Source organism: Rahnella ecdela, assembly GCF_019049625.1.
GTDB classification, from domain to species: Bacteria; Pseudomonadota; Gammaproteobacteria; order Enterobacterales; family Enterobacteriaceae; genus Rahnella; species Rahnella ecdela.
In genome coordinates this window covers 1-26,087 of the sequence record NZ_JAFMOY010000105.1, presented here as the reverse complement: position 1 = coordinate 26,087, position 26,087 = coordinate 1, and the positions used below count along the sequence as shown (strand labels likewise).

Here is a 26,087-nt window from a genome sequence, read left to right as displayed (position 1 = left end):
CAAAGAAATCACAGACTGTAGGGAGATTGTATTCATCAGGGAGGGGAGACGCCGCTCCTAACCCCCGGAGAAAATGCGACGAGACTGTGCTTTTGATTCGCTGCTGCAAATCCTTTGTTGAAGGTGAGCCAACCCTATGTCCACTTCCCTAGGGATAGTATTTACCTTTATTTATTGCTGCCGGTGGGCGCCTTTATCGGCAAACCAGGAGGGGACAGGAGACTGATTTCACCTATCAGGCGGACGGGCAAGCCCCGAACATGTGTGGGTGCCCGTAATGAAATGGCGAAGTAAGGGGCCTGATTCGGGCATTTTGAGTATGTTAAACCGTACCGAGCATTCCTCTTCACCCGGCGTGCCGGAGGGAACGCCGGAACGGGCCGCTCAGAGGCTACTGTTGAAGGGATGCGGCAATATTCATGATGTCTGCTGGAGCACGATTTTGGGCGAGTAATTTGCTCATGTGCTCCATATAGGGCGCCATATGCGCAAACATAGCCTGGTAACCCTGGCACAGATGATTATTGCCAACGTTTTCATCCCGGCTTATCCGATGTTTTGGACAACCGCCGTTGCAAAAACGCAACCATTCACAGTAGTAACACGCCCTGGAGACATTCAGTTTCGATAAGCCGAACCGACGCTGCTGCTTGCCGTAAACCATACGGTCTAAGTCGTCGGTATTGATATTGCCCAGCTTATGGGAGGGGTAAACGTAGTGGTCACAGCTGAAGATATCTCCATTTTGTTCAATGACTAATCCCTGACCACAGGACCCGCTCATGACGCAGAGGCTGGGCTTTTCGCCTAACCAGATCCCAAAAACGTTATCGAAGAGCTGCACAAACTTCCGCCCCACATCATGTGTCACCCAGTAATCAAAAATAGTGATGATAAACTGTCCCCAGGCTTCACCCGTCACAGACCAGTCCGCCAGCTTTTTAGCCGGCGGATAGAGGGTGTTTTCCGGCGCCGTGGGAGGGGCATATTGCTCAACGATAGGGATGAACTGCACATAGGACGCGCCCAGCTCTTGCGTGATAAAATGATAGACCGAAAGAGGCGAGTGGCAATTCACACTGTTGACCGTGGTTAATACATTGAACGCTATCTGGTACTTCTTCAAAACAGCGACCGCCTGCATCACCCTGTCAAATGACGTTCTGCCGCTGTTGGAGTAACGGTAGAAGTCATGAATTTCTTTCGGCCCGTCAATGGAAATCCCCACCAGGAAGTGGTTTTTTGCCAGAAACTTTCCCCATTCATCGTTGATCAGCACGCCATTGGTCTGGATGCTGTTGCGAATTTTCTTGGTCCCGGCGTAGGTGTTCTGCCAGAAGAGCACCCGCCTGAAAAAAGGGATACCCGCTAACGTAGGCTCGCCGCCTTGCCAGATGAATTCCACTTCCTGCAAGGGGGAGGCGGCAATATATTGCTTCACAAAACTCCGGAGCGTTTCATCGTTCATATGCCGGTTACTTTTTTTGACAATATTGAGAATGCTCTGTTCCTTACCCAAATAAAAACAGTATTCGCAAGAAAGATTGCATTGAGAACCTGTCGGTTTGGCTATTATATGAAAAGGCTTTTTCATTTGCTTACCTCGATAACGAAGTTTGAAAGTTTTTCGACAGTTTTAAATAATGATTCGACTTGTTAAATGGCAGGCATGCCAGTGAATTCAGATGGATATAAAAACCGGCATGCCGCCATTTCACCGTGTTACGTTATTAGTCTCTCAGATACCGCTCAACATGTTCTGGGTCTAAATCCCAGGTCAGGCCGTGCAGTGCCGGAATATAGTGACCATCGTCTTTAATGCCTATTTCACTGGCAAACTGGGCGTTGAGCTGAGAATTGAGTTGCATCATCACTCCCCGATAGTTTTCATCGTGTGCCAGATTGGTCATTTCATCGGGGTCATTGACCGTATCATAAAGCTCGATGTCATTATATTTCAGTAAGAAATCAATTGTTGTGGGCGTATGGTGCTGGCGTAAAGAGAAGTAGCGCGTAAATTTATATTTGCCGTCATACACCATTCTTACCCCGCCGCGTTTATCCAGGTTGGGTGTAAACGTGTTAAAAAGACGCTGTTTCTCAGCTTTGCTTAGCGCTTTGTCGCGGATGACTTTGAACATGTTCCCGATATAGGTGGCATCGGAATACATCAACATATCATAACAGTAAAGGATGCTGTCCCTGACGGCGTTCACCGGTTTCTTGTCGGGGGAGAATAACAGGTCACTCAGGTCATGGCCTTTGCGGGAGCTGAGGATCTGACTTTTATTCAGGTTCTCCTTACCGGTGAGCGCCACCAGTGTGGGCACAATATCTACGTGGCAGGTCAGGGCAGAACACGATTTACCGCCGGGGAACGCCGGGTGCACGATGGTCAGCGGCACATTTACCTGTTCTTTATAAGTGCAGGTGCCTTTCCCACTCATCTGATGTGCGCCGCACAGCTCCCCGTGGTCGGCCGTATACACAATAATGGTGTTCTTCGACAGGTCCAGCGCGTCTAACTCATTCAAGATGCGCATCAGTTGGGTGTCATTATCGCGGATGCAGTTGAAATAATAATCCTGCAATTTTCGCCACCGGCGGTCCTGGTCGGCGATGGTGCCCACCAACACCCCGTTACACATCTGGTACTCCTCATGCGCATGCGGGCGACCCGGCTCATTAAACGACTGGTGTCGGGATTGGGCTAATGGGACGTCCGGCCAGCCGTTCTTATACAGAGTGTTTTTGGGCGCCTGGTTGGGCGTTGAGCTGTTACTGCCGGCAATCAGCGGGCCTTTCCACTGGTTTTTCTCGCTGCCTTCGTCGGTGTCGATATACATCACATCATGCGGGTTCACCAGATTGACCGCCAACATCCAGGGTTCGTTTTTATCTTGTTTGGTGCGCCCTTTTCCCCGTAACCAGTTGATTGCCTGACTGGAGGTCAGCTCGTCGTAAAGGTATCCGCCCTGACTGTGACCGATGACATCGCCCACGCCCGTGTAGTCATGAAACCCGTACTCCTCCATGATGGCATGGAGTTTTTCACGCGGGATGTCGCCAAGCTCGGTGGTGCCGTCAGGGTTCTTCTCCACCGGATCTTCCATGAAGGTATTGAGGTGCCATTTCCCCTTATAGGCTGGGTAGTAGCCGATCTCCTGCATGATATGGCCCAGGGTGCCAAGCTTCGGATCCATACTGCTGGGCATCCACGGAAACCCCGGGTTATCAAACATGCCCGTTTGCGGCATGTGCAGGCCGGTGTAGAGCACAGAGCGGGAGGGGGTACACACGCTGCTGCAAATGTGATGGTTAGTGAATTTGGTGCCGGTTGCGTAGAGCCTTTCACGACCCGGAACAGGGAAGGGGTATTTCTCAAAATAGCGTTCCTGGTCTGAGACGATAAAGAGAATGTTATAACCGTCAGGGATCGCCTGCGGGGGCGTAATATTCTGTGACCGGGAATAATCTTTTGTTTCAGGGTTTCCCTTCGCATCTTGGGGTTTTCCAGCAAAGGCCATTTTTGAACTGATAATAGAGGCGGCCGTCACTGCACCGGTGCCAACAATAAAAGAGCGCCGTGACACATTTTTTGTGTTTTTCATAACATTGTTCCTTGTTAATTAAATCAAAGTATAAAAATGTTAAAAAATTGCGGTGTTTCTCTTTCTTAGAGGTATTGCAATGAAGAGTGATTCTTATTGTTATTGAAAAAACAGAGTGTCCTACAGCATTGAAAAAATCACTGTTAGGATATGTAACATGATGATAGAAAGCGTTGGGCTGTTAAATTTTCACCAGGTAACATTTTGGCTGATATATCTGAATGTCATTGGCTTTTATTCTGTTTCAATGTAATCAATGCCACCTTGCTATTTTTCCTGCAATTAAAGCTGGGATTCATGTTATTAGTGCAAAGCACTATGCGTGGGAATAAATTGGCCTATTGGGCGGGAAATGTTCCATGCCGCCATGGAGTGAAGCCTGCTCAACGTCGCCGGCGATAGCGACGTCAGCACCGCCACAAAAAATCATGCAACGATGAGAAGGGCAACACAGGGAGTTTACAGATGGCATACTCGTGCAATGTTGTCTGTCCGCATTAACGTTCCCATCAAATCCATCGGTGAATGGGTAATGAGCTGCGGGCATATCATCATGAAAGTTAAGACGCAGTCTCTTGCATAAAGATGGCGCCCTATGTGGGATATGATGGCTCGCTAAGTTTTGACCTTCTAAAAGCATTTCGGATGAGGCTATTTCCATGAGTAAACATTCCTGGGTTGGCAGAATTACGAACGAGAATTTTTTTCTAAATTATTTGTAAATCCACTCACTCTAAGACAAAGAATGGTTTTTCGAATGAGTCCCTTAATTGGGGTCCTACTGTTTAGTCATGTCGCTTGAGGATAGGGCCCCAAGTGAGCAAATGGCCATCATGCTGGGAGAAAAATGTCTCGCCTTAATTTGTATGGGAGTCATTCCCCTCTTGCTGTGGAAATGGGAGTATGACAGCTCTTCTTTTTTGTTGCCTATAAGTCACATTAAAGAATGTAGCATAGACAAGTTGTGACTCATAGTCTTCACGTGATTCCATAATCTCTTTTGGTGTTTTTTTACCTAAAAAGTGAGCTGAATCGAATAAGTTATGATAACGGTGAAAAAAACGTTGCAAAGGAATACGCATTTCTACAAGCCGAAGCTCCGCTGCATGCACAGCAGAGCGTGCTTAACCGAAGTGAATGTGCATCGGGTGAGGGCACATGTGCTATTGCTAAAATAACGCGAGTGACGCAACGTCAGGTTCTTATGTTCGGGCTGGTTCACGATATAGAAACAGAATAGGGTGTTTGTGACTCATAGTCCGTGGTCTGATAAGCATCTAGGCGTCATTTTGGCGGCATGATAAATACCTTTAGCATTCAGGCCCGTTTCGGAGCCCACATTAAAAAACTCAGGCTACAGTCTGGTCTGTCTCAGGAAGCTTTTGCTGATAAATGTGGATTAGATCGCACGTATATCAGTGGAATTGAGCGCGGTGTAAGGAATCCAACGCTACAAGTGATCAGTGTTTTAGCGGGTGGATTAGAAGTGAAAATCAGCATGTTGTTCGACTTCAAATAGTTTTTGGCCGAAAACCACCTGTGATTTTTTTTGAATTTTTTATAACAGGATAAGCGGCAAACACATCTCATCTGTTGCTTTTTGCCTCATGTGTCTGCCCTCAAAGTACGGTCCTGCTCTACGCATAGAATGAATGGCAGTGAAAACAACGAACTTTGCTGAAATGATAAAATGACTTAATTATCACGATATCCCCTCGTCAATATGGTCATGACCCGTGGACAGGATGATGAGCTGGACATGTATAACCTGCTCGGTACCAAAGACTACCGCAGGGAACTGGACAAGCAGTTCAAAAATCCCCATTCCAACTTCAAGATAGCCATCGTGGTAGACATGTGGCTGACCGGTTTTGACGTACCCGAGCTTGATGCCATCTACATCGATAAGCCTCTGCAAAAGCATAACCTGATCCAGACCATCTCCAGGGTTAACCGACGCTTTGAGGGGAAAGAGAAGGGGTTAGTGGTCGATTACATCGGTATCAAAAGCCGGATGAATCTGGCATTGGCGATGTATTCGAAAGCGGATAAATCCAACTTTGAAGATGTTCAACAGTCACTGACCGAGGTGCGTAATCACCTGCATCTGCTTGCACAGGTATTCCATACTTTTGACAGCCGTCATTACTTCTCAGGGACGCCCACTTTACAGCTGGAATGCCTGAACCGTGCCGCTGAGTTTGCGCTCCAGACCAAGAAGATTGAGCTGCGGTTTATGGGACTGGTAAAACGCCTGAAAGCCGTTTATGACGTTTGCGTCGGCAGTGAAGAGATCACTCAGGATGAGCGTGAGCGAATTCATTTTTATCTGGCTGTGCGTTCTATTGTCTATAAGCTTACTAAGGGCGATGCGCCTGACACCGCGCAGATGAACCAGAAAGTGCGTGAGATGATCGCCGAGGCGTTAAAGGCCGATGGTGTCGAGGAAATATTCACGCTCGGTGAAGATAAAGCGGAGACCATCGACATCTTTGATGACGAGTACATGGCGCGTATCAGCAAAATTAAGCTGCATAATACCCGGATGCAATTGCTGCAAAAGATGCTGGCAAAAGCCATTAGCGATTTTCAAAAGATTAACCAGCTGCAGGGAATTAACTTCTCCAAGCGTTTCCAGGCCTTGGTTGAACAGTACAACCAGCGTAAGGAAAACGACGTCCTCAACGCCGAAGAGTTTGACGCTTTCACCCAACAAATGACCGATATGGTCTACGACATCAAAACCGAGATGATGTCGTTTGCCGATATTGGCATCGACATGGAGGAGAAGGCCTTTCTCGATATCCTGGCGCATATGTGCCAGAAGTACGACTTCACCTACGACGACGATAAGATGTTGGCCTTGGCTAAAGATATGAAGGTGATCGTCGATGACAGCGCCCAATACCCAGACTGGAGCAATCGCGACGACATCAAGGCGAAGCTGAAAGTAGACCTTATTCTGCTGCTGCACCGCTACGGCTTCCCTCCTGTAGCCAATGATGAAGTTTATAAAAGTGTGCTTGAGCAGGCGGAAAACTTTAAGAAGTATCTACAAAGCTGATTAATTAACTTGCGATTTGGCATAGATACTCATTATGAAGGCATGACTCACATCGGGCTTATTCGTCAACGGGGAGCAGGACATACCGGGGAAGGTATTTACTGTCGAATTTGTGTAGTAGTTTGGGCAGTTGTGCAAAAGAGGTGAACTTAGAGCCCGCGGTTACTGATTTTTAGCGCTCTTTCATGCCCGACCTACTTATAAGTGAATTCACCTGTCAGCGTATTCCTACTCTTACGTTACTGATCTATTTCTCTGAAGTAATTAAAAAGGCGGAGGAATTAAAAAGGGAACAACAGTAGCAATTAAATCACTGATGGGGGCGGAATAGGTTGTTTCAGACAATTCGCCGAACGTTCGTCGGCGAATTGTCTAAAAAGAGGTGTTATATGGCAAAGTCTTCCAGTGATTTGCCTGAATCAAGAAGGTCTTTGATAGCCTTAGGAGTGCGCCCCTGGCCGGTCCATGTTTTTGTCTCACCATTTTCATCAGTATACTGATATTTAGCCGGGCGAGGCTCACGTGTCTTCTTAGATTTACCCGCTGAAAGTGAACCTAGGAGTTCAGTTGGATCGATGCCATCTTCAAGCATTTGTTGACGATATTTTTCAAGTTTAGCTTTACGTTCAGTAATTTCAGCAGATGCAGCTTCATCTTCCTGACGGCGATCTTCAACGATTGAGGTAAGTTTTTCTAAAATTTCATTCAAAGTCGCAAGATCGACTTCACGAGCCTGTGCACGCAATGTACGAATATTATTTAATGTTTTTAGAGCTTCTGACATGAGTGCCACCTTACAGTTTAATATGGGGTTATTCATTCTTAGGATACATCAGTAAATATATCATGAAATCAAATGTGCTCAATTTATTTATCTCTGTTGTCTTCATTTAGGAATAATATGTAATTCTTTTTTTACGCCCAGTTTCTAGAGCTTTATCCCTCTTAGGAAATAACTAAAACCCCATTCTGCACGGGGCTGGATGACGCCTTACGACTTTGCCAAAAATCTGCCGGTTGCCAGAATATGCAGCCAGAATGAAGCCGGTTATTCCTGATTATGAATGGGGCTCATACGGGGCGCGTGTCAACAATATTATCCTCAGCCCCTGGAGTGGTTCTCACATCGGGGTAGTTTACTGTTGTGTGAACTGATTATACGGTGGGCCAGTCTGTAACAACTGAAACTTGCCAGGTGCGACACGATCCGCAACTTTCTGAATGCCAAAGGTGGCCGTACAATGGCTCTTACTGTAGTAGCGCACTGAATTTGGCCACCTGAACAAATATGTAAATGTCCGCTCCCCGCTCACAGCATACCCGCAGCTCAGTTAGCTCGTCCACTTCGTGCCAGAAGCGGAAGTAGCTATTAACATTTCGTTGGATCAACGGGATGCAGGTCACAAGGTATCGTTATCACGGGAACATTTGGATAAGGACTACTCCGTCATAGACCTTCAGAGGTGGATTCCCCCCTTTCATTAAAGCCTGTAGCGAACATATACACTTTGTTTACGGTCTGCGGTATGCACAACAGAACTGCTGAGATCTGCCTGCACGAGTGGATGTGGGTGGTGCTTTGTGCCCGATGCGCAATGTACAAATTGCGCAGGAGCCAGTAAGCCTGCATTACCTGGTTCCCACGAATGTTGAGAGCCATGGTGAGGAACCTGCACCAAGCCAATTCTGTCCCAGCGTTGCGTTCCCAGATGGTTTTGGATATCTGAAATCACTGATGAAGTAAGACGAATATCGCCAGTACAGAGTGTGGCCAGCCGAACAGTCGGCTTCTTCGCATGCAAGATAACGCGATGATAATCTCTCACATGAAATTGACAGGGTGTTGCTCTGATAGGTGCAGAATACATACATAGCGAAATATTATTTTTAGCCTTGCCAGAGTGACCAAAATGGTTTTCGTAGCAATTCTTCAGAGTTTTCCTCCAGCCTGCAGGCATTGTCGATAACGGTTGGTGTAGGTTAATACTCATGATGGTGCTCTGAATATCTGTTTTGACATCAGATAAGAGACTGCCTGAGTGTTTTGCATACCACTGTCCGCTTCGCTGTTCAATCAACCCTAGGGCGGCAAAGTCTTTTTCTGCATTATAAAAGACGAACTCAAAATCCCTGTTTAAGGCCTGAATAGAGCGACCATGGCGGAGAATTCGAATCCTTGAAGTGCCGGACATAGCAGAACCGAAAGAAAAGTAATTCTGACTGAAACGTCTGACATCATCGTCTCGCTGAAAATCTCTCGGTTCCGGTTCAGGCGCATCGTCACCATAGGGAACAGGTGAAGAATCTGATCCCCCCTGAATCAGTACAATCTCTTCAACACGAGCATCAAAATTTCTTGATGCCAGCCATTTAACGGGATTGAGTTGCATGAGCGCTGTTGACGGTGAAGTACCCTTTTTGCCCATAACCGAAATTTCGCGCACGGTCTGCGTCCATTCTGAAAATGGGAGGACAAGTGTTTTAACGCGACAGTACCTCAGAATCTCTTCGACGCCGTTAACATGATCATCATCGAAATGCGATAGCACTAGCATATCAATGGATTCTGGCCATCCGCGCCGGGTTATTGCCCCTAATACGCGGTTTAGCGTAGTCATGCTTGTGGAGCCACAATCATAAACCCATAGGAAAGCCTCTCTTGTATCCTGGCGTACAACACTACCTGATTTAAAAGTGCCATTCCCTACTGAGTGAAATTTTTGATTCACTATAAGCGATGTCATTTTTCTTCCTTAAATTTGGATGCAGTTATGTTTAAGCGTACCTGTTTCCTGCTCGATATTTGAATATTATCGGCAGTTCTCCGTCATTATTAAATGATAATTTAGAATTTCAGCTCTGCATGAGTGCGCCAAATAACCACCTCGCCACCAGAGGCATGAAGTTAGGCTTTAAACGCTGACCTGCTCCCTTTTAACTCACACAAAGGGGTAACAGGAATGTCCGTTGTTCGCTCAAAGCTGCTTCAAAGGGATTTCCAACTGTCAGCATGAAATGGACATTTCTAAAACCATGGTGCGCTAATCAATGGAAAGCAGGTCAGATTTCTTTCAATCACCAACACAGGCAAAGATTTCTGATAATGTAGGCCAAAGGAGGGGAGACTCAATGTCAGAGATTAATCCACACGATGCCGCACAGAATTTACCCTAGGATCGGGAAACGCTTTACCACTTGATCTGGCGCGAGTCCGCTGAACGTATACCTACCGGGCGATTTCTGTTGCAACTTTACTCGCCTTATTCTTCCGCCGAATGGCTGGTTCAGTTCCGGCAAACAAAACAGTGTGGGTTATTAGCCAGATCCATAATATGATTTCTGCGATGCAGAAGGCTGCTCCGCTAATTTCAAAGCAGCTATAAGAGGCCAGAATCTAAGCTGAGGAGTGGTGTGTCCAGCGTGATCGGGAATTCGCCATATATCTTGAAAATGAGCGGATAGGCCGGGAAGTGGAAGCTTACCGTGCCAGCCGTACCGAGCTTAAATCTATTATGGTTCAGTGGGCTGAAAACAAACGGCTGGAACAGTTTTTTCACGAAGCAGAATCTGATACGGCAACGCTTGATGTACAGCAGAAGGTGCAGGTTATCGAACGGCTGCAACTGGCTCGCCAGTTCCTGTCAGAGGATTCGGCGATTGAAAGGTTGCTGGAGTGGAAAACCCCGCAAGAGCACTTAAACAAAGAATGAACCTAATATTCATCGGCTTACCCAGCACAAACATTAGGGGTGTCATTCTGCGCGAAATATTACTTGGCTGACGGTTAGGTTCAAGCAGTGAGTATTTTAATGCTACCTCCCCTAGAGTTATATCTATGATCAATAATTTCACAACACTTACCACACCACTCCTCCATCAGTCGCATATCAATAGGGCGTTTCAGTGACCGTTTGAATCCTCAGCACCTGCTCAGGCGGTACGGATTTTAAGGTCAGCAATCAGGAACACTACAGCTATTTCCCGATGGTCGACGCTATAGGTCGCTAAATAGCCGCTTGTCTCAAAATTAGGAGGCGTCAATGCCTCGCAACCACGGTATGAGAGCGATGGTAAAATTTCATGCTCAAGCATTCTCCTGACATAATCAAGGAGGGGTTTCACATCCTGTGCGTACGAGTAAATAACGTGAAAATAGATATCGCAAGTTCCGTATGCCAACAGCTTGTCGAAATGCTTCTTGATGTTTGTCCTGTCTAACCCTTTACAAACGAGTGCTTCATAAACAGATATTTCTTGTCCCGACACCCGAATGACCGCGTCTCTCTCGCCGGGATTTCCGTTTGCCGTTGTTCCACCGAGAGACTGGTCAGCAACATCCCATTTAGCTAACGCGAGGGAGGCGCTTAGAATCTCTCGCACTGCACTGTTAAGGTCATTCTCGATCCTTGCTTCATCCGCTGAATTTTTCCTGTCGCGGAGCATCCCTGCTATACGTTGAAGTGATGCCACGGCTTTGGATACTTCTCGTATAAGATATCCACGGAAACCAAGCCCTGGTGGACCGAGAATGTCTCCGACCTGAGAAATCGGGAGCTGAGACAACTGCTGTAAGGCGGCACGTATAGATGAAACAGAGTCAACAGCAACCGATGTAGAAGTGACACTGGGAGCAGGGGTACCCGCCTGTAGGTCCTCCTTCAAAAAGACAAGACGCTTGTCCGTCTCGAATTCTTGAATGGCCGTATCAAGTATTGCCATCGCCTCGTCTTGATGCCCCATCTCGTATTTTGCAAGTACGACGACCATTTCTAACTCTGAGCTTCGCACTTCACTGCGACGTTTAGCTACGCTTTCCAGCGCCGCCGCAGGCCTTTGTAAGGCTAGTAAGAGATGTGCACGATTGGCAAGCAACGAGTTACTTGCAAGCTTGTTATCCGCAGCAACAGCGTTGTTAATTTCACCAAGCAGACGCTCTCCGGTCACCTTGTCCGTCTCGCTCAGGGGGTGAAGAGTGGATCCAATAATCTGTTGAATAGCGGCAGCAAAATAGTTATCTCTGTATGTTGGGCTTGCTCCCGGTTGTGATGAAAGACGCTGAAGCGCAGTCCGGGCACTGGCAAGATTGCCACCAGGGCGTAAAAGCTGGGAGGTCGCCCTGTAGAAGTCCAGCAGATCATGGGCTTGCCGCTCTGTCGCCGCATCCAGCGTCGATGGGAGAGTCATACTATCCAGTACGGTCCAATTCTCCTCTTTTAAAAACAGTTGGAGCTCCAGAGCAAAAAGGGCAAGCCGGTACTGCTGTGGCGCTCTGTCTAACTCCTGCCTGACATCTTCCAGATGCTCCCGGGCAAGTTCATCTTCCCCAGCGACCAACAAGGTTTCAATACGATGGTGTAGTTCGGGCCAGGTCCAGAACGTTGATGCTTCACCTGGCTTGAGTTGTCGCAATCTTGATTTGAGACCGGGCTTTGCCATGGCAGGCAGGTACTGACAAAGCTCGGCGAGAAGCACGGGATCGTCGGATTGTGCAAATACCTGCAACAAGTCTTCCTGATTACTTTTGTCCAGTTTACGCCACGCGGAGGCAAGATCCTGCGCAGGTGGCCCCGCTTCCCGATTCAGAAAGTGTTTGGGGCTATACCTGTCCGTAAGGGCGCCAATTCGCCCTTTTTCATCATGCTCAATAATACTGCGTAAAATAAGTTTTTTAAGCACGTCGCAGAACACTGAAGGTATGGTTTCGTAAGGCCAGCCCGATACAGCACGTGCGAGCAGTCGTACGTGTATTCTCATGGTCCGGGCAACAGAGGAGCGGACTGTGGGTTTCTTATCACGCGACGCCTCATGAATAAGCGTCATGCCGTCAAATGGAATTAGAAATGCATCACGGTCAGATGCGGCTTGCGCGCACGCAGCCGCAACGAGGCGCCCGGCCATGTTTGACGATAACCCTGTAACGTCTGTCCAATCCAGGTGCTGCTTGCGCGCAAAATCTGAGTAGAGTGCAATAACAGGCACTATTGCTGCATCCGTCACTAGTGGGAGGCTATTCATCCCATCAAGTACGCCGGAAAAACATGCCCGGGGCACATTGTTCTCATAGGAAGCCTGGTCCACGAGGTGTCGTAACACTTCAGCTTGAACTTGTTCATTTTGCTTGGCGAGCATCCCCAGAAGCTGGCGCCCAACGGGCCGCCTGGGATCTGCAATGGCTCGTTCGATGTCCGTGCTACCGGTATAGCACCAGGTAATCAAAGAGGCGCACTCCTCAAGACTTATCGAACTCTCGTTTAAATGATAAGCAATGACCGACAGGGAATCCTGTACCGCAAATGCTTTGGTTTGAGCTTCACGGCCTCTGTTAAGATCATTGTTGCGACCCGATTTTGGCTGCCACTCAATAGTCCATTTGGCCGCCAGGCATGCAGTTGGCCGGTATAAAAGCATATCGACCAGCAGCCCAGGATCGGAATCGACACGGAACCGGAGTTGCAACAAAGCCATAGGATGATTCACCGCATAAGACAGAATTGCATCAGCTGCAGTCATGATGTTTGGCCCAATATCGGTCTTTTCAAGTTCGGAACATAGCAGACCAAACGCAAAGTTGACCATATTCGGACCGTACCGTTGCATCATGAGCCGCTCCATCATGAGGTGTTCGACTTCGCGACTTGCAAGCCAGCCGGCCCTTGCAACTATGGTACGCGGTGGCGCCTTTCCCGCACTGCTTGCGAATCGCACTTGGTTCAGAGGGATCGCATATGTTTCCTGCAGTACCTTTACATAACGAGCAAGATCACAGTCCCACCCGTTCCACAGTGTTTGACGAGCCAGGGCGCGGTGCGCCGCCTCACGACAGAATCGCTGCTGTGAGAGCGACCATTGACGTTCCCATTTACCATAACCTCTAATGACATGGCACCATGCTGTCCACTCAAGGAAAGCACAGTCCACAGCGTCAGTATTGGCATCTTTTAATGAAGCCCTATTTTCAGACACGGGCGCTTGCAATGAAGTCACATCATTTTCAGTATTAATAGGCTCGGCAGGGCAAAGTCGTTCCCATAATCGACTCAGGAACCACTCCGGATTTTCAATCGGAACGTACTGCTCAAGCCAAAACTCAGCCAGAATTTTCTCTACGAGAGCAAGAACCGCCGTCGGTTGCTGGTCAGTCTTTGCAATAAGTCGGGGCGTGCTGAGACCCTCAAGAAAGATTTTTGTACTCGGGCTCGGGTAGTTGATGAGATAAAGTGTCCCCAGTGGGGTTCCCTGCATGATCCAGCGGCCACCATCAAAGAAAATCCAGCCCAAGCGGACGAGTTCGTCGAAAAACGGACCATCATCAGCCTTCCGTTCTTCTGATTCGTCCCAGCTTTTTGCCAGGTCTTTCGCTTCTCCGGGATACTCCAGGCGCCAATGTTCGCACAGGCTAAGCAGATCCAGCTCATTCACCTTTTCTCCTGATCCAAGAGCGACGCGGGTGTAGTAGGGTCTGGGCAGCCATCGTACGAACGCCTGTTTAAGCTCGCTGCGAACATCTAACGGTGCAAACATTCCGTCTAACGGGGGGACTTCTTCAAATCCTTCCACAATTTTTTCCTTGAGTACAAGGCTCACATTCTCACGCGTCAAGTTATCTAGCAAAATGGTGGGTATCCTCCTCCCACTCGAAAACTGCACCAGTTATCTCTTAACCTTAACGGTATCCTCCTCCCACTCGAAAACTGCACCAGTTATCTCTTAACCTTAACGAAAGGATATATCCGGAGGGCTGGCGGCAAAACTCAGCATTAGGTAGATCGCTAATAAATTCTCAAGAGCCCTTCGACAATCAGCCGCGAGACTCACTGGCACGGAGGTTGAAAGTTATATCGTGTAGCAAATGCTGACAACTCACTATGGGATAATACCCTTAGGTTTTAGCCTTGCAAGTGTTGGAAAGCCCGCATTGTGAAAATCATTGCAGAAAAGTGCATCAGATTTGCTCCCTGAGCAACATCGCTTAAAGGGAAAGGATTAGAGCCAATCCCGGATCCGATATCCATCTGCGAAAGACCACTTTATGTTGCAAGCATAGCCATACCCGATCACTGGAAGTCGACCTGATACAGGGTTCTAAAAACTAATACTTATCAATCTAATAGAATGCCATGGTCTCTTTGTTATGCTGGCCAAAATCATTGATTACAAGACTGCGACCGTCTATCTGCGCTCATCAAACAATTCCAAGAATTACCTGCTGAATCGTATAAAATATTAACCTAGGACCGGGGCTCTTAAATGACCAACTACACCCTATTTACTGTAACCACAGACATTCAGGTCCATTTTTGTGATCTCAATCTCCTTAGCAACGTGGATCAAATGAAAACACGAACAGGTTACTCAGACAGTATTTTCCAAAAGGAACTGACTTATCAATTCATTGCCAACAAAGATTCTATAGTGTTGACCCATAGCTCACCGAGAGACCGAGAAAAACGCTAGAATATGAATCACCCGCAAAGCGATTTAACCAGTGTGTTGCATTGATCATTTGAACTCAAAGCTAAAAGCGAACATCGAGAACGGATCCTGATTGGTGCTGCAACATCATTCATGATGGGAAATCGATGCTATCAACGCCGGGCGTTCATCTCTATAGCTGTATTCTTGATTGTTCTGCGATACTCAAAACGTTTCATGAGGCAAAGAATGGAATTTAATGATGCCAAGTCACAATTGGCTAAGGCCTTGCGTTCATTAGACCCTGCTGGTTCGCTTGGTTTTGAAGGATTGCTTCGCGACATATTGGTCGAAGTGACTAAATTTAATTTTGGACTTGCTAAGTCTGGGCCGCAAGGCGGGTCGGATGTTCGCTCGCTTGGATTAAACCTCTTCGAAGTTGCTCTTGAAGCAAAACGTTACGGAGAAAACACAATCCTAAAAGTGGATGCTCTAAAGGCCAAGCTTTTTGAAACAAGTCGTAGCGAAAATGGAACGGATCTTTGGATACTTGCAGCAACAAGAGCAATCAGTGCTACCGATAATGAAGAGCTAACGCTAGTAGGGAAGGGGCTTGGTATCACCGTACTGATACTCGACTGGCCCACCGAACCTGGGCAACTTCCCGACCTTGCTGTCCTGTGTATCCAGGCAAAAACTGCGCTCAAACGACACCTTAACGGTATTGATAACATCAATGAAATAACCGCGGCTATCCGATCTCACCCAGAATTTCTTGCTGCAGCAGCTCGCCTCCAGTGCCGGCTAACTGCACCTGATATCGGCTATGCAGCTGCGACTGAGGCAATGAAGCAATGGATGCTTACTGGTCTGAGCAATGACCGTAATGCTGCCAGCAGACTCGGGGGGAAGTTCAATGATGTACTCGATCCAGGTCGAGCTAGAATTCCTCGGCCAAGATACGAAGTGCAACTTGATCAATGGGTTGCATCAGGTAAGCCCTCAGTGCTGCTTGGGGATGAAGGGCTGGGCAAGACTTGGCTATTTTTGTCATGGTGGCACGCACGGATCGACGCCGCGGCTGATCTTCCCTTGACCCTTTTTGTACCTGCAAAGGAGATTGGGCAAGGCTCGCTCAGTGAATTAATTGCACAGTTTCTTGAAAAGCGTCTTAGCCATGGCAGCGTTCAGTTCTGGCAACGTCGAATAGCGCAATGGGTAAAACTTAGAACGGACGGGCCACAGATCTTGCTGATGATTGATGGATTAAATCAGTACTGGCAAAAAAAAGATTGGGCAGACCTCATTCAGCCTGCTTTCGATGACAAGTGGAACCATCGCATCTCTATTCTGATGAGTTGTTGGCCCGACCACTGGAATGATTTGCAAAAACTCGGGTCCTTGATCCCAAGACCAAGCGAAATTCGGGTAAACCGTTTTGACGACAGTGAACTTGATGCGTTGCTCAAGGAACATGATTTAAGCAGAGAGAACTTTAGCACCGCCATGCTTTCGTTGATGAAGGTTCCGCGCTTGTCAGCTCTGGCGATTGAGCTACAGCAGGAATTGATTGCGAGTGGTGACATCACGCCGGAACGGCTTGCATTCGAAGACTGGAAACATCGTATTGAGTTGCGTGGCGCACAGTTGGCGATAAGCGATGCCGAGTTTCAAATGTTTATTACGGAACTCGGCATGCAGTTGCGTAGCTCAATCGATAATACAAGCCTTACCCGGCATAGTGTTATTGAACAGTTGGGGCGAGACAGCGGTAAAGATCGAGCAGATCTGCTGTCAACGGTTGCTGAACTGATTTCTGGACAATGGCTTGTTCCCACTGGACAAGCCAACCGGTTCCAAGTCAATCCCACACTGATACCATTCGCGTTGGGGATGGCTTTGGCCCACCAACTGAAACCAACTGATGGGAATGCCACAGCCAACGATATTATCGCTGAACATATCGACCCCTTTAGTGGGCAGAGCCTTGGCGTGAAAATACTCAGAGCAGCTGTCACTACAGCCTTGCTCGACAATACTGTCTCACGTCAGGTTCGACGGGCACTGCTTAGCCGATGGATATCCGAGCAGAATTTCTCGAGTCTCGATTTTGAAGCTTTTTGGCGAATCATCGGGCTTGATGTTGAATTAGTCCTGCAAATCGTAGAGGAGATTTGGCTCGGGGAGAGCTCTGGTTCAATCGTAAAAGATGAAATTATGATCAAGGGACTGGCTAACGCTTATCAGTTCGAGGCTGTCGCACCGTTGATCGAGGCTAAAATCACATATTGGCTTGGTTTGCTCTGGAGTGACCCGCTACAAGGTACCGTCTTGGGACGTATTGATCAGACGTCGCCAAATTCGCTGCGACGGCAAGAAAAGACAGCCGCAAACCTAGATGCTTGGCAGCAATTTGAGGGGCGCGAAGCTTTTCCGGCGATAGAACTTTGCGGTCTCGGTAACCCGAGTTGGCTCAGTCATCGTGTCTTCGGCATCATCTCATTATTGCCGCGGGCTCGCTTCATCGAAGCAATCGCTGCCTGGGGTATTTCACGAGCAGTGATGGGCAGTAACAGTCATTTTGATGAGCTGGCCTGGATGTTGCGGCTTAATCGTATGGATTCGGTGGAAACACGTAATAAGATGTTAGACCTTGTCGACAGACTGCACGAGACCGGGCATCAGCTAGCGCTTGACGCTGCGCGCTGGCTTCTTGAAGCTCTCGCCGATCCACAATCTGAAAACAAGCGTCGGCAACTAAATACATCAGTAGGGCCCATTAGCAATACGTCGGGTCGACGCCCTATAATGCCAGAAGATGACATTCTTAACCCTAGGGTTGATGTTGATCCCGATAAGATCAAAGACACCGAGCACATTCGTCCTGCTGATTTTGATGTTGATGTTACCTCAAGTCGCAAATTGCTGATTCTGGCGAGAACCAATCCGAACCGGCTACGCGAGGTTGTTGGTGAGAGGGTTACTGGCGCTGAAAGAATGACAGCTGTACCTCTTCGACAGCTTTTGAGGCAAATGCGCGGTTTCCTGACAATATTGAACGATGATGAACGCAATGTACTTGAAGCAGGGATCGATTTTGTCCTAAAGGAAAATTCTCCTGAAATACATAAGGAGCTCAATTGGTGGCACGCCAGACGTCTGGATCTGCAACTTGCTAGCCGTAATGGATTGGCGCAACTGGAGTTTTTACTAAAGGAAGCGTGCGATCGGAGGCTAATGGGTAGCATCAATATTGATCTGTTAAATTTTACTCAAGATGACATTAGGTCGATCCTTGGGCGATTTGAGATTGAAAGTAACCGCGAGACGGTACTGAGTTGGCTCATGTTGTTCGAAGAGTTTGCCGATAGTAGCTCGATCGATGGGTGGTCGGAGCTCCCTGCATTGCTTTGTCATGTAGATGAGGAAATTGCAGAGTTGGCTATTGGGCTTTCCGCTTACTCCACTAATCCCGTTGTCTACAATATTATTGCAAACAGCAATTGGACGGCTAACAACGTTACCAACAGAAAGCAACGCTACAATCGATCTGTTGCCTTGTTGAATGCAAGCATGGCTCTTAAGCGCCCTGAGCTGTTGGAGCGGGCCGATAAGGAAATTATGGCGTTTTGGTTGCAACGTGAGCCAGATAATCCAGATGCTATTCGAAGCTATGAGAATTATATCCGAGGTGCAATTGACGGGCTTCACTCACCCGGAAGAAGTATAAATATTGACCCTCTGATTAATCATAAGCCTGCAGTTGCCACGTTGCTTGACCGTGTAGATGAGGACTTCTGGTGTTGGTTGGAGCAGAAGATTAAGAATGAGATTAGAGTATCCAGCGTCGACTTAATGGCTGCGTTTCCATTGCTTGTGATGGCGGAAGCATTGATGAGCCGACGCCCAGAATTGGGATTGATACTTTGGGACAACTTCAAAAAGGCAATGAAAGATGACTCTTTCAAAATAACGGGCATGGCTTGCCTGCCGTTTATAGCTTTGAACGATATAGCTGATGTGGCTCGCAATAAAGCCCTTATGGATGTTGTTAACGATCAGGATATTGCCGATCTTTTGAATCAGATTGAAGATCATGGGCAAACGGCATGGTTGGTAGACAAGGTACTTGAGCTTGTGAGTTCTGGAGATACAGAGTCACTGGCAATGTCCGCTACACTACTGGGTTTTGCCAACGAAAGTCAAAGAGTGGAGCTTGCCTGGGGGGAGGTCGAAAAGCGAATACCATGTGGTGGTTGGCTGGAAGACGTATACAAAACCAGCCGCCAAAATTTCGAGCGAAATCGCTGGGCCCGACACTGGTTCAACTGTTATATCCAGGCGACTACCGATAGTGAGGCAATCGCTGCACACTTGCTATTGGGGGCAACTATGGATAAAAGAGCGAGATTGTGGCTAAAGCGATGCCGCTTGAAAGTACTTAAATTATCTTTACGCAAATACTGGGATCTGAATATGGATCTGCTTAACTCAGCGAGCAAGAAGCGACGAACAAAGCTAAAAGATTCACTTTTTTGGACTAAAACCATGAAGCAAACTCAATGGCCGTGGCTCTGATATGTAGCAAAGCAGTGCAGCCTATCCATGCCTAATGCATGGATTTTTGTGTGATTTATCGGGATCGACACATTGAAAATGTTTTGCTTACGGATCAAATTCTCACCATTGGTGATAATTGACAGGGGGATTTTGTTAATCTTAAGCATTTATAGCAGGTTGTTATTTTTGCCCTTTGCGGGGGTACAACCGCAAAGGGTTCGCTCTATCGAACCAGGTGGGGAATTTTCTAACCTTTGAAAATACTGTTTCGAGCTTCTGGCTATTAACATACAGCGTGTTTCTCAGCAACCACATGTTAACTACATTACGGCCTTTGATCTCAATAGCAATGAGTAGTACGCGTTCATGGTCGCTAATGAAAAAAGGATTTAAATGTTTGACCAGATCACTCGGTGCGTATATTAGTGTGATAAGCAATAAAGTCATAGAGTGCTGTATCTGATTTTGCGCCAAAATGAGTTGTTTCAGCATAGCGATGTTGACACCACTGTCTACAAAATGTATGCCAGGTTTTTGCGCAAACGCGGTCTGATAACCCAGGAGCCACCCCCCGATGTTTAAACATCTTTTTCTTTTCACTTGGCTCGCGTTTGATCAAAGCCTTCTGCTTTCACGTCACTAAGTAGAGGTGCGAAGCACCAGCTAACCTTGATACACATGTTTGACCGAGAAACAGAAGGAAATTTTACGCCTCCTGCCAATCCTCCAGGAACGCAGGCTCGCTATTTTCGCTATAGGGGGGCAAATGGTGTCTCTTCAGCCTCGATCAGCCCTATACGCTCAATGAAGGGAACTACTGAAACAGGGTACAGTTAGTGGATAAATTTAGTACGCTGTTCCAGAAATCTGATTATGTTCATTGAGTATCTTCGCTATAGATGATGCTAACTATATAGCCATTCATTAAATGTGGTTATTGATGCCGAACATACCGTTCAACCCAAAATTATCAATGATATGAGGAAATGAATGTGTGCATTGCCAATGTCTGACATTAACTCCTTGAACGAATCGCTACCAGCTTCTGATTGCTTCTTTGGAAATCATACCTCACGTCAGCTATATAATTGAAATTAATTAAAATTAATTAGTTATTTATCACATCAATGCACTGAATAATTTCCCAATGAGCTTTGGATTCAGATATATTTCTTGGTAAATATTCATAGTGTTTGCTGAGGGTGCATGGCCAAGAATAATCGAGATGATTTCTCTGAGAGAACCAAACTCCAGATCGCGAAGCGTGTTGGATGGTTATGCTCATTCCCTATGTGCCGTAAGTGGACAGTAGGCGCAACGTCAGATGGGGAAAGTGAAATCAACATCGGTACAGCAGCACATATATGTGCTGCTGCTCCGGGTGGGCCTCGCTATGACGGGAATATGTCACCGGAGGAGCGATCTTCTGCCAAGAACGGTATGTGGATGTGCCGCGATCACGGTAAAGCAATAGATTCAAGCGATCCAGAGTTTACCGTAGAGAAACTGCTCAAGTGGAAACAAGAGGCAGAAATAGAAGCTTGGAAGAGGGTACTGCATAGCGATGTGTTTCGTGGTACTGGAGGGTGTGCAGATACAGAGGTAGTGATGCGGGCTCGGGTTGCTGCCGTAAATGATCTCGAGGTATTCCGTCGAACCCATAAATGGCCTGGTTCGTCTGTGGCTCTCATGTTAGATATTCAAGGTTTAGATGAGCCAGTAATAACCAGTGCGATCGCAGGGATGGCTATAAGGCTGGATGATTTAATTCTTGTCGCCGGGCCAGGAATGGGTAAAACCACAACGCTTTTCCAGATAGCGGAAAGTATGTTGGCTACAAACCTTGGTACGCCTCTTGTCGTGTCGCTGGGGGATTGGGCTACCGAAAATACGACGATCCTCGACTCTATTCTTAAACGGCCCGCTTTCCGAGATGTTTCAGAGGATGACTTGCGTAAGGTCGCTAATCACCCTGGTGTTGTGTTACTACTCGATGGTTGGAACGAATTGGATGCTAGCGCACGTACCCGTGCTCGAACTCAAATCACCAGACTCAAAGCAGAGCTGCCTGAACTTAGCTTTATCATCTCGACGCGTAAGCAATCTCGGGACATTCCTTTTGAAGGAACACATGTAACACTTTTACCGCTTAATCAGGATCAGCAAATCCAGATCGCAGTTGCCTTACGCGGGAATTATGGAAAAAGGATCTTGGATCAAGCCTGGCGTACCGCTGGCCTACGTGAACTTGTAACAATACCTCTCTATCTGATGGCGTTGACCTCACTTCCAGAAAACGCCCCGGTTCCGACAACAAAAGAACAAATACTTCGGCATTTTGTTGAGGCGCATGAAAAGGAAGCAAGTCATGCCGAAGCGTTGTATTCCGGTACTTATGGATTTCAGCAAGACTACATGAAAGGGCTAGCTGAAGTCGCCACGCGGGTAGTTAACTCAACTATTGTTGACTTTAGTGCACGGAAATCGATATCCGACACGGCAACTTTGCTGGTGGACAGCGGGCAGATAGCAATCAAACCCCAACCAGAAATTGTACTAGATGTGCTCGTTAGCAATCATGTACTGATGCGTACAGGGAATACTCCTGGTTATTCGTTTCAGCATCAGCAATTTCAGGAATGGTATGCCTCTCACTTGGTTGAACGCCGGTTGATTGCGGACATCAATGCCCGGGAAACACGAGAAGCACTTAAAGCAGAGGTATTTAACTATCCCAGATGGGAAGAAGCCATACTTTTTGCCATAGAGCGTATGGCATACAGTGATGCGAAACAGCAGGTTATTTGTAGCAATGCGATAATTGCTGCATTTGAGGTCGACCCAATTCTCGCTGCAGAGATGATTTTTCGATCAACAGACGATGTATGGTCGCAAATATCGACTGTTATTCAGAATCTCGTGGCTCATTGGCATGTGCCAGGAACAGTGGATCGCGCTGTCCGTTTCATGATTACATCTGGCCGTCCTGAATTCCTTGATTATGTCTGGCCGTTGATCTCTGATGAAGATGAGCAGATCAGCCTTCATGCTTTACGTAATTGCAGAATATTCAGGACTTCGATTTTCGGGGAGGCGGCAGGAGAAATAATCAATACCCTGTCTCCCAGAATGCGTTCATTACTTTTATCCGAGATAGCATCTCGCAGTGGTATCGATGGCCTCGATCTTGCTGTCTCCATTGCGAAGAATGACCCTGATTCGCAGGTCCAAGTCTCTGTCATTGATGCTTTGGTATTTCGGCGAGCAGATCTCCATGTGGCTGAAATGTTGCGAGAGGTGAATAGCACAATCTTAGATCTGATTGTGAGCAAAGGCGTTGCCGATGAGATACAGGATGAAAACGTTAGAGAAATACTCGCGACAGCACATAAGCGGCAAGAAATGCAGGCCGTATCACCCTCTAATCGGCTTCGCGCGCTGATCGCTACAGAGATTACTGAGGACGATTACGCTGAATTAGTTGGCATCATCAGCACAATGGAGATTGAATCAAATGAAGAACAGCTGATCGATAAGCTACACCGCAGTTACCCTCAAACTGTTGCAGAGGGTGTATTAGAGCGTGTAAGGGCTGGACGATCACTTTGTACTAGTGTGGGCGCTATTCTGGCATCAGCCAGATTTACTTTAGAAGATGAAATGCTGGTGAATCTGGTGCTGGTTAACCCTGAAGACTATGACGCTCGTGCTAACGCCGCGGCCTCAGTACTTGGGCCAGGGGCTGTTGGTCATCTTATTGATGTATTGGCCGATCTTGAGTTATGTAATCAGGCCGAAGGTAAATACGAAGAGTCCAAATGGAAACGCTATCAAGGGCTGAGAACTCGTATTGGCTCTGCCCAAGGTTCAAGCCTTGTTGACGCTATTCTCAAGCGAGCTGTACCGGCCGAAGACAGGCTAATTGAATTGTTTACTGACCTGCTTTTATCCCATCCCAACGGTGAGGAATCTTATAGCAGATCTTTCGATGCAGACACTATTCTGGTGATACAACGGTTATTTGAAGAGTGGGCTAATCGTATGCTTGCTTCGAAAAAAGCAAAGCGTAGGGTAAAAGCAAGAGTTGCAATGCTTGCGAGTCTTGCCCCATCAGTGAAACAGTTACCTCTTTTGAAACAACTGCTGGACGATAACCTCCAGCGTTACAGAGAGTTTCGAAAAGAAGCGGAGACAGCCGGGTGGAGACCATGCGAAGCGGTTAATGAGGCTAGAACCCCGATGCTCAACGAATATCAGAGCGCCTTTCAGGCAATTCAATCTCCAGAAACAACTGCAATTATGCAGACGTATCTGTGTGACAAATATTTTGGTGCGCTAGCGGCACGAGTCCTTGCCGAACAATGGCGAGCGTTAAACGCTCCATCAAGTGGAAAACGATTTTTAAGTGGTGTTGATTTCTCAAATGTGAAGGCGAAACATATGGCTCTAACCCACTCCCCTGATGAAACATCTCTTGAAGCAGAAGCTATATTTAACGCAATTGACCAACTGATTACGCAAGACGCGACGAGCGAACAAAAACAGCTTGCTGTCGAACTGGGTATTATTGCATCGCAGTTGCCCCATGGGCGGCGTGATGATGTTATCAAAACTCTCATTGCAGTTGCACCGAGGCAAATACGAGCAGATTTGCTTACCAGCATCGTGCTATCGGGAGATGGTATAGATACAAAGGTCGTTGTTGAAAGTACCGTTGAGCTTATAGAGGCAGCAATCGCTGAACCGTGGATATTAAGCGAGGGGCAAGGGTATCAATTAAAAGCGTGGTTACAGCTTTTACCGTTTATGAAGGAGCCTGAAGAAGCCTTGAGCGTCATTCGTAGTCTGCCTGCCTCATATCGGGATCCCTATTTTTTGGAAGAGATGGTCAGAGGATTTTGCCATTCACCTTCCCCATATGCAGAAGATGCCCTTTTCAAGTTAGCCGAAGAAAACACAAGCCTCTATGCGAACTACCACTGGAGAACCACCGCTTTACGTCTTGAAACACTATCTTCGGTGCGCCGTATCATCGACTTAACTGCTCAGGGTGTATTTGAAAGCCGATCCAGTGATAACTGGCATTTTGAGAAAATACTTGGGAACCTGCTTGAGATTCATTCTGGTTTGCGTGCGTACATATACGGTTTGTTGATAGATGGACCAATCTCACCGGGCCTTGAGGCGCTCACCCGTATTATTGCGCAGAGCCCAGACGAAGAGGGAGTACTATTACTGCTCAATTTTGAGAGGAGCTTGAATCGTAGATTTATGGATTGGCGAACAATTAATAAAATGATCACCCAAGATATTCCGTCAGAAACGTGGCAAGGTACGATTGAAATTGTACCCGTTCCGGCAGGCAGTTTACGGATGAAATTGTTTGAATTGGTGACGGACGGAGGCCCCGATGACGTAGCTGCCTACTGGATGCGTAAGATAGACTGCAGCAGGGATGAATACGGAATTCCAGAAGATGAGCCGCGCCATCCGGACATCGCATCCGGTAGGCCGTGGCCTGCCTCCCTAGCGTTGTTAGATGTGTAGTGGCACACTGAATTTGGCCACATGAATAGAAGTGATATGCTCACCTCAGCACATTACAGGTACCGATTGGAAAGCAGAAATTTCAGCGCAGAATTCAAACGCGAATTCGCTCAACTGGTTCTTGACCCAAACTCTACCGTTGCAGATGCAGCAGAGCTATGGGGGGCCTTTTAATAATGCGCGATGTGTAAAACAGTTTCGGAATGAGCAACAGGGCAAAACGCAAAAATACCTCCTATGACCTCGGAATAAATTGGAATACGCCAGCTGAAGAAAAAGTGACAAACTTTTGAAATGATAAATAAAAAAAGGCTATCGAGCTCTTGATGTCAGACTCCTGAAAAGTTCTCATTAATCTGGACACTCAGGACGTGTTACCCTGCTCAAGCTGGCGAAGCGAATCCAGCAATTTCTGACGCGATATTTTCTGTTCCAGGCAACCGAACCATCAGTCATCTAGACACATACCTGAAAAATAGCTTTGGCAATATCGATACCTACAACTCTGATCTTGTTCATGTGATATCACTCCGGAGTTAACGCAGTCAGTGAAAGTATGGCACTGGCTATGTGATTGATCTCCTCCCTGAAAACAGTGCCAGTCTAAACTGAAGTATCCGGTCTTTCTTTCATCTCACTGAGAGGCATATCAACCATGAAAAAGGCCCGTTACACCGAAGAACAAATAGCCTTTGCCCTTAAACAGGCTGAAACCGGCACTCGGGTGGAGGAAGTGTGCAGAAAGATGGGGATTTCTGAGGCAACTTTTTACATCTATGGACTACCTCCGTTTTGCAAGCACTGAATCAGGTTTTAGGTTGTTGCTTACATCTATCCGGCATCAGGAATACCTGTGCCCAAATGGGTAATCCGCACACAATCGCCTCAACAAC

Annotated in this window: 8 protein-coding genes and 6 pseudogenes; 9 read left to right on the top strand and 5 right to left on the bottom strand. The window is 47.2% G+C overall.

The features are described 5' to 3' along the window. Positions 1 to 391: 391 nt before the first annotated feature. Together J1784_RS02855 and J1784_RS02850 are read right to left on the bottom strand one after the other, a co-directional pair. The gene (locus tag J1784_RS02855) at positions 392 to 1,594 is read right to left on the bottom strand and encodes an anaerobic sulfatase maturase (protein WP_217147937.1); all 1,203 of its coding nucleotides are present in this window, start codon (positions 1,592 to 1,594) and stop codon (positions 392 to 394) included. 136 nt (positions 1,595 to 1,730) lie between these two features. Next, a complete protein-coding gene (locus J1784_RS02850; RefSeq protein WP_238485363.1) occupies positions 1,731 to 3,611 on the bottom strand; it encodes a sulfatase family protein in 1,881 nt (626 codons plus the stop codon). A 1,297-nt stretch (positions 3,612 to 4,908) separates the two neighbouring features. Here J1784_RS02850 and J1784_RS02845 point away from each other — a divergent pair. Next, the gene (locus J1784_RS02845) at positions 4,909 to 5,130 is read left to right on the top strand and encodes a helix-turn-helix domain-containing protein (RefSeq protein ID WP_119823965.1); all 222 of its coding nucleotides are present in this window, start codon (positions 4,909 to 4,911) and stop codon (positions 5,128 to 5,130) included. A gap of 192 nt (positions 5,131 to 5,322) precedes the next feature. Continuing rightward, positions 5,323 to 6,675 (top strand): annotated as a pseudogene (locus J1784_RS02840) (type I restriction enzyme endonuclease domain-containing protein); the annotation flags it as partial. 385 nt (positions 6,676 to 7,060) lie between these two features. Here the strand turns inward: J1784_RS02840 and J1784_RS02835 are convergent. Continuing rightward, complete coding sequence (locus J1784_RS02835) at positions 7,061 to 7,459, bottom strand: H-NS family histone-like protein (protein ID WP_217147936.1); 399 nt, start codon at positions 7,457 to 7,459, stop codon at positions 7,061 to 7,063. A 304-nt stretch (positions 7,460 to 7,763) separates the two neighbouring features. Between J1784_RS02835 and J1784_RS26850 the strand changes: the two are divergent. Continuing rightward, a pseudogene (locus J1784_RS26850) lies at positions 7,764 to 7,928 on the top strand (IS110 family transposase); the annotation flags it as partial. A gap of 228 nt (positions 7,929 to 8,156) precedes the next feature. Here the strand turns inward: J1784_RS26850 and J1784_RS02830 are convergent. Further along, the gene (locus J1784_RS02830) at positions 8,157 to 9,419 is read right to left on the bottom strand and encodes a ComEC/Rec2 family competence protein (protein ID WP_217147935.1); all 1,263 of its coding nucleotides are present in this window, start codon (positions 9,417 to 9,419) and stop codon (positions 8,157 to 8,159) included. Between the two features lie 478 nt (positions 9,420 to 9,897). Here J1784_RS02830 and J1784_RS02825 point away from each other — a divergent pair. Beyond that, a pseudogene (locus J1784_RS02825) lies at positions 9,898 to 10,385 on the top strand (hypothetical protein); the annotation flags it as partial. Between the two features lie 220 nt (positions 10,386 to 10,605). Here J1784_RS02825 and J1784_RS02820 read toward each other — a convergent pair. Then, the gene (locus J1784_RS02820; RefSeq protein WP_217147934.1) at positions 10,606 to 14,232 is read right to left on the bottom strand and encodes a hypothetical protein; all 3,627 of its coding nucleotides are present in this window, start codon (positions 14,230 to 14,232) and stop codon (positions 10,606 to 10,608) included. Between the two features lie 761 nt (positions 14,233 to 14,993). Between J1784_RS02820 and J1784_RS26845 the strand changes: the two are divergent. From J1784_RS26845 to J1784_RS02805, 5 genes and pseudogenes are all read left to right on the top strand, one after another. After that, positions 14,994 to 15,182: pseudogene (locus J1784_RS26845) on the top strand (IS30 family transposase); the annotation flags it as partial. A 154-nt stretch (positions 15,183 to 15,336) separates the two neighbouring features. Next, entirely contained in the window at positions 15,337 to 19,665 is a 4,329-nt protein-coding gene (locus J1784_RS02815) for an NACHT domain-containing protein (protein WP_217147933.1), read from the top strand. A 1,188-nt stretch (positions 19,666 to 20,853) separates the two neighbouring features. Then, a complete protein-coding gene (locus tag J1784_RS02810) occupies positions 20,854 to 25,194 on the top strand; it encodes an NACHT domain-containing protein (protein WP_217147932.1) in 4,341 nt (1,446 codons plus the stop codon). A gap of 66 nt (positions 25,195 to 25,260) precedes the next feature. Next, positions 25,261 to 25,575, top strand: a pseudogene (locus J1784_RS26400) (transposase); the annotation flags it as partial. Positions 25,576 to 25,849: 274 nt separating this feature from the next. Continuing rightward, positions 25,850 to 25,966: pseudogene (locus tag J1784_RS02805) on the top strand (transposase); the annotation flags it as partial. Positions 25,967 to 26,087: the final 121 nt, after the last annotated feature.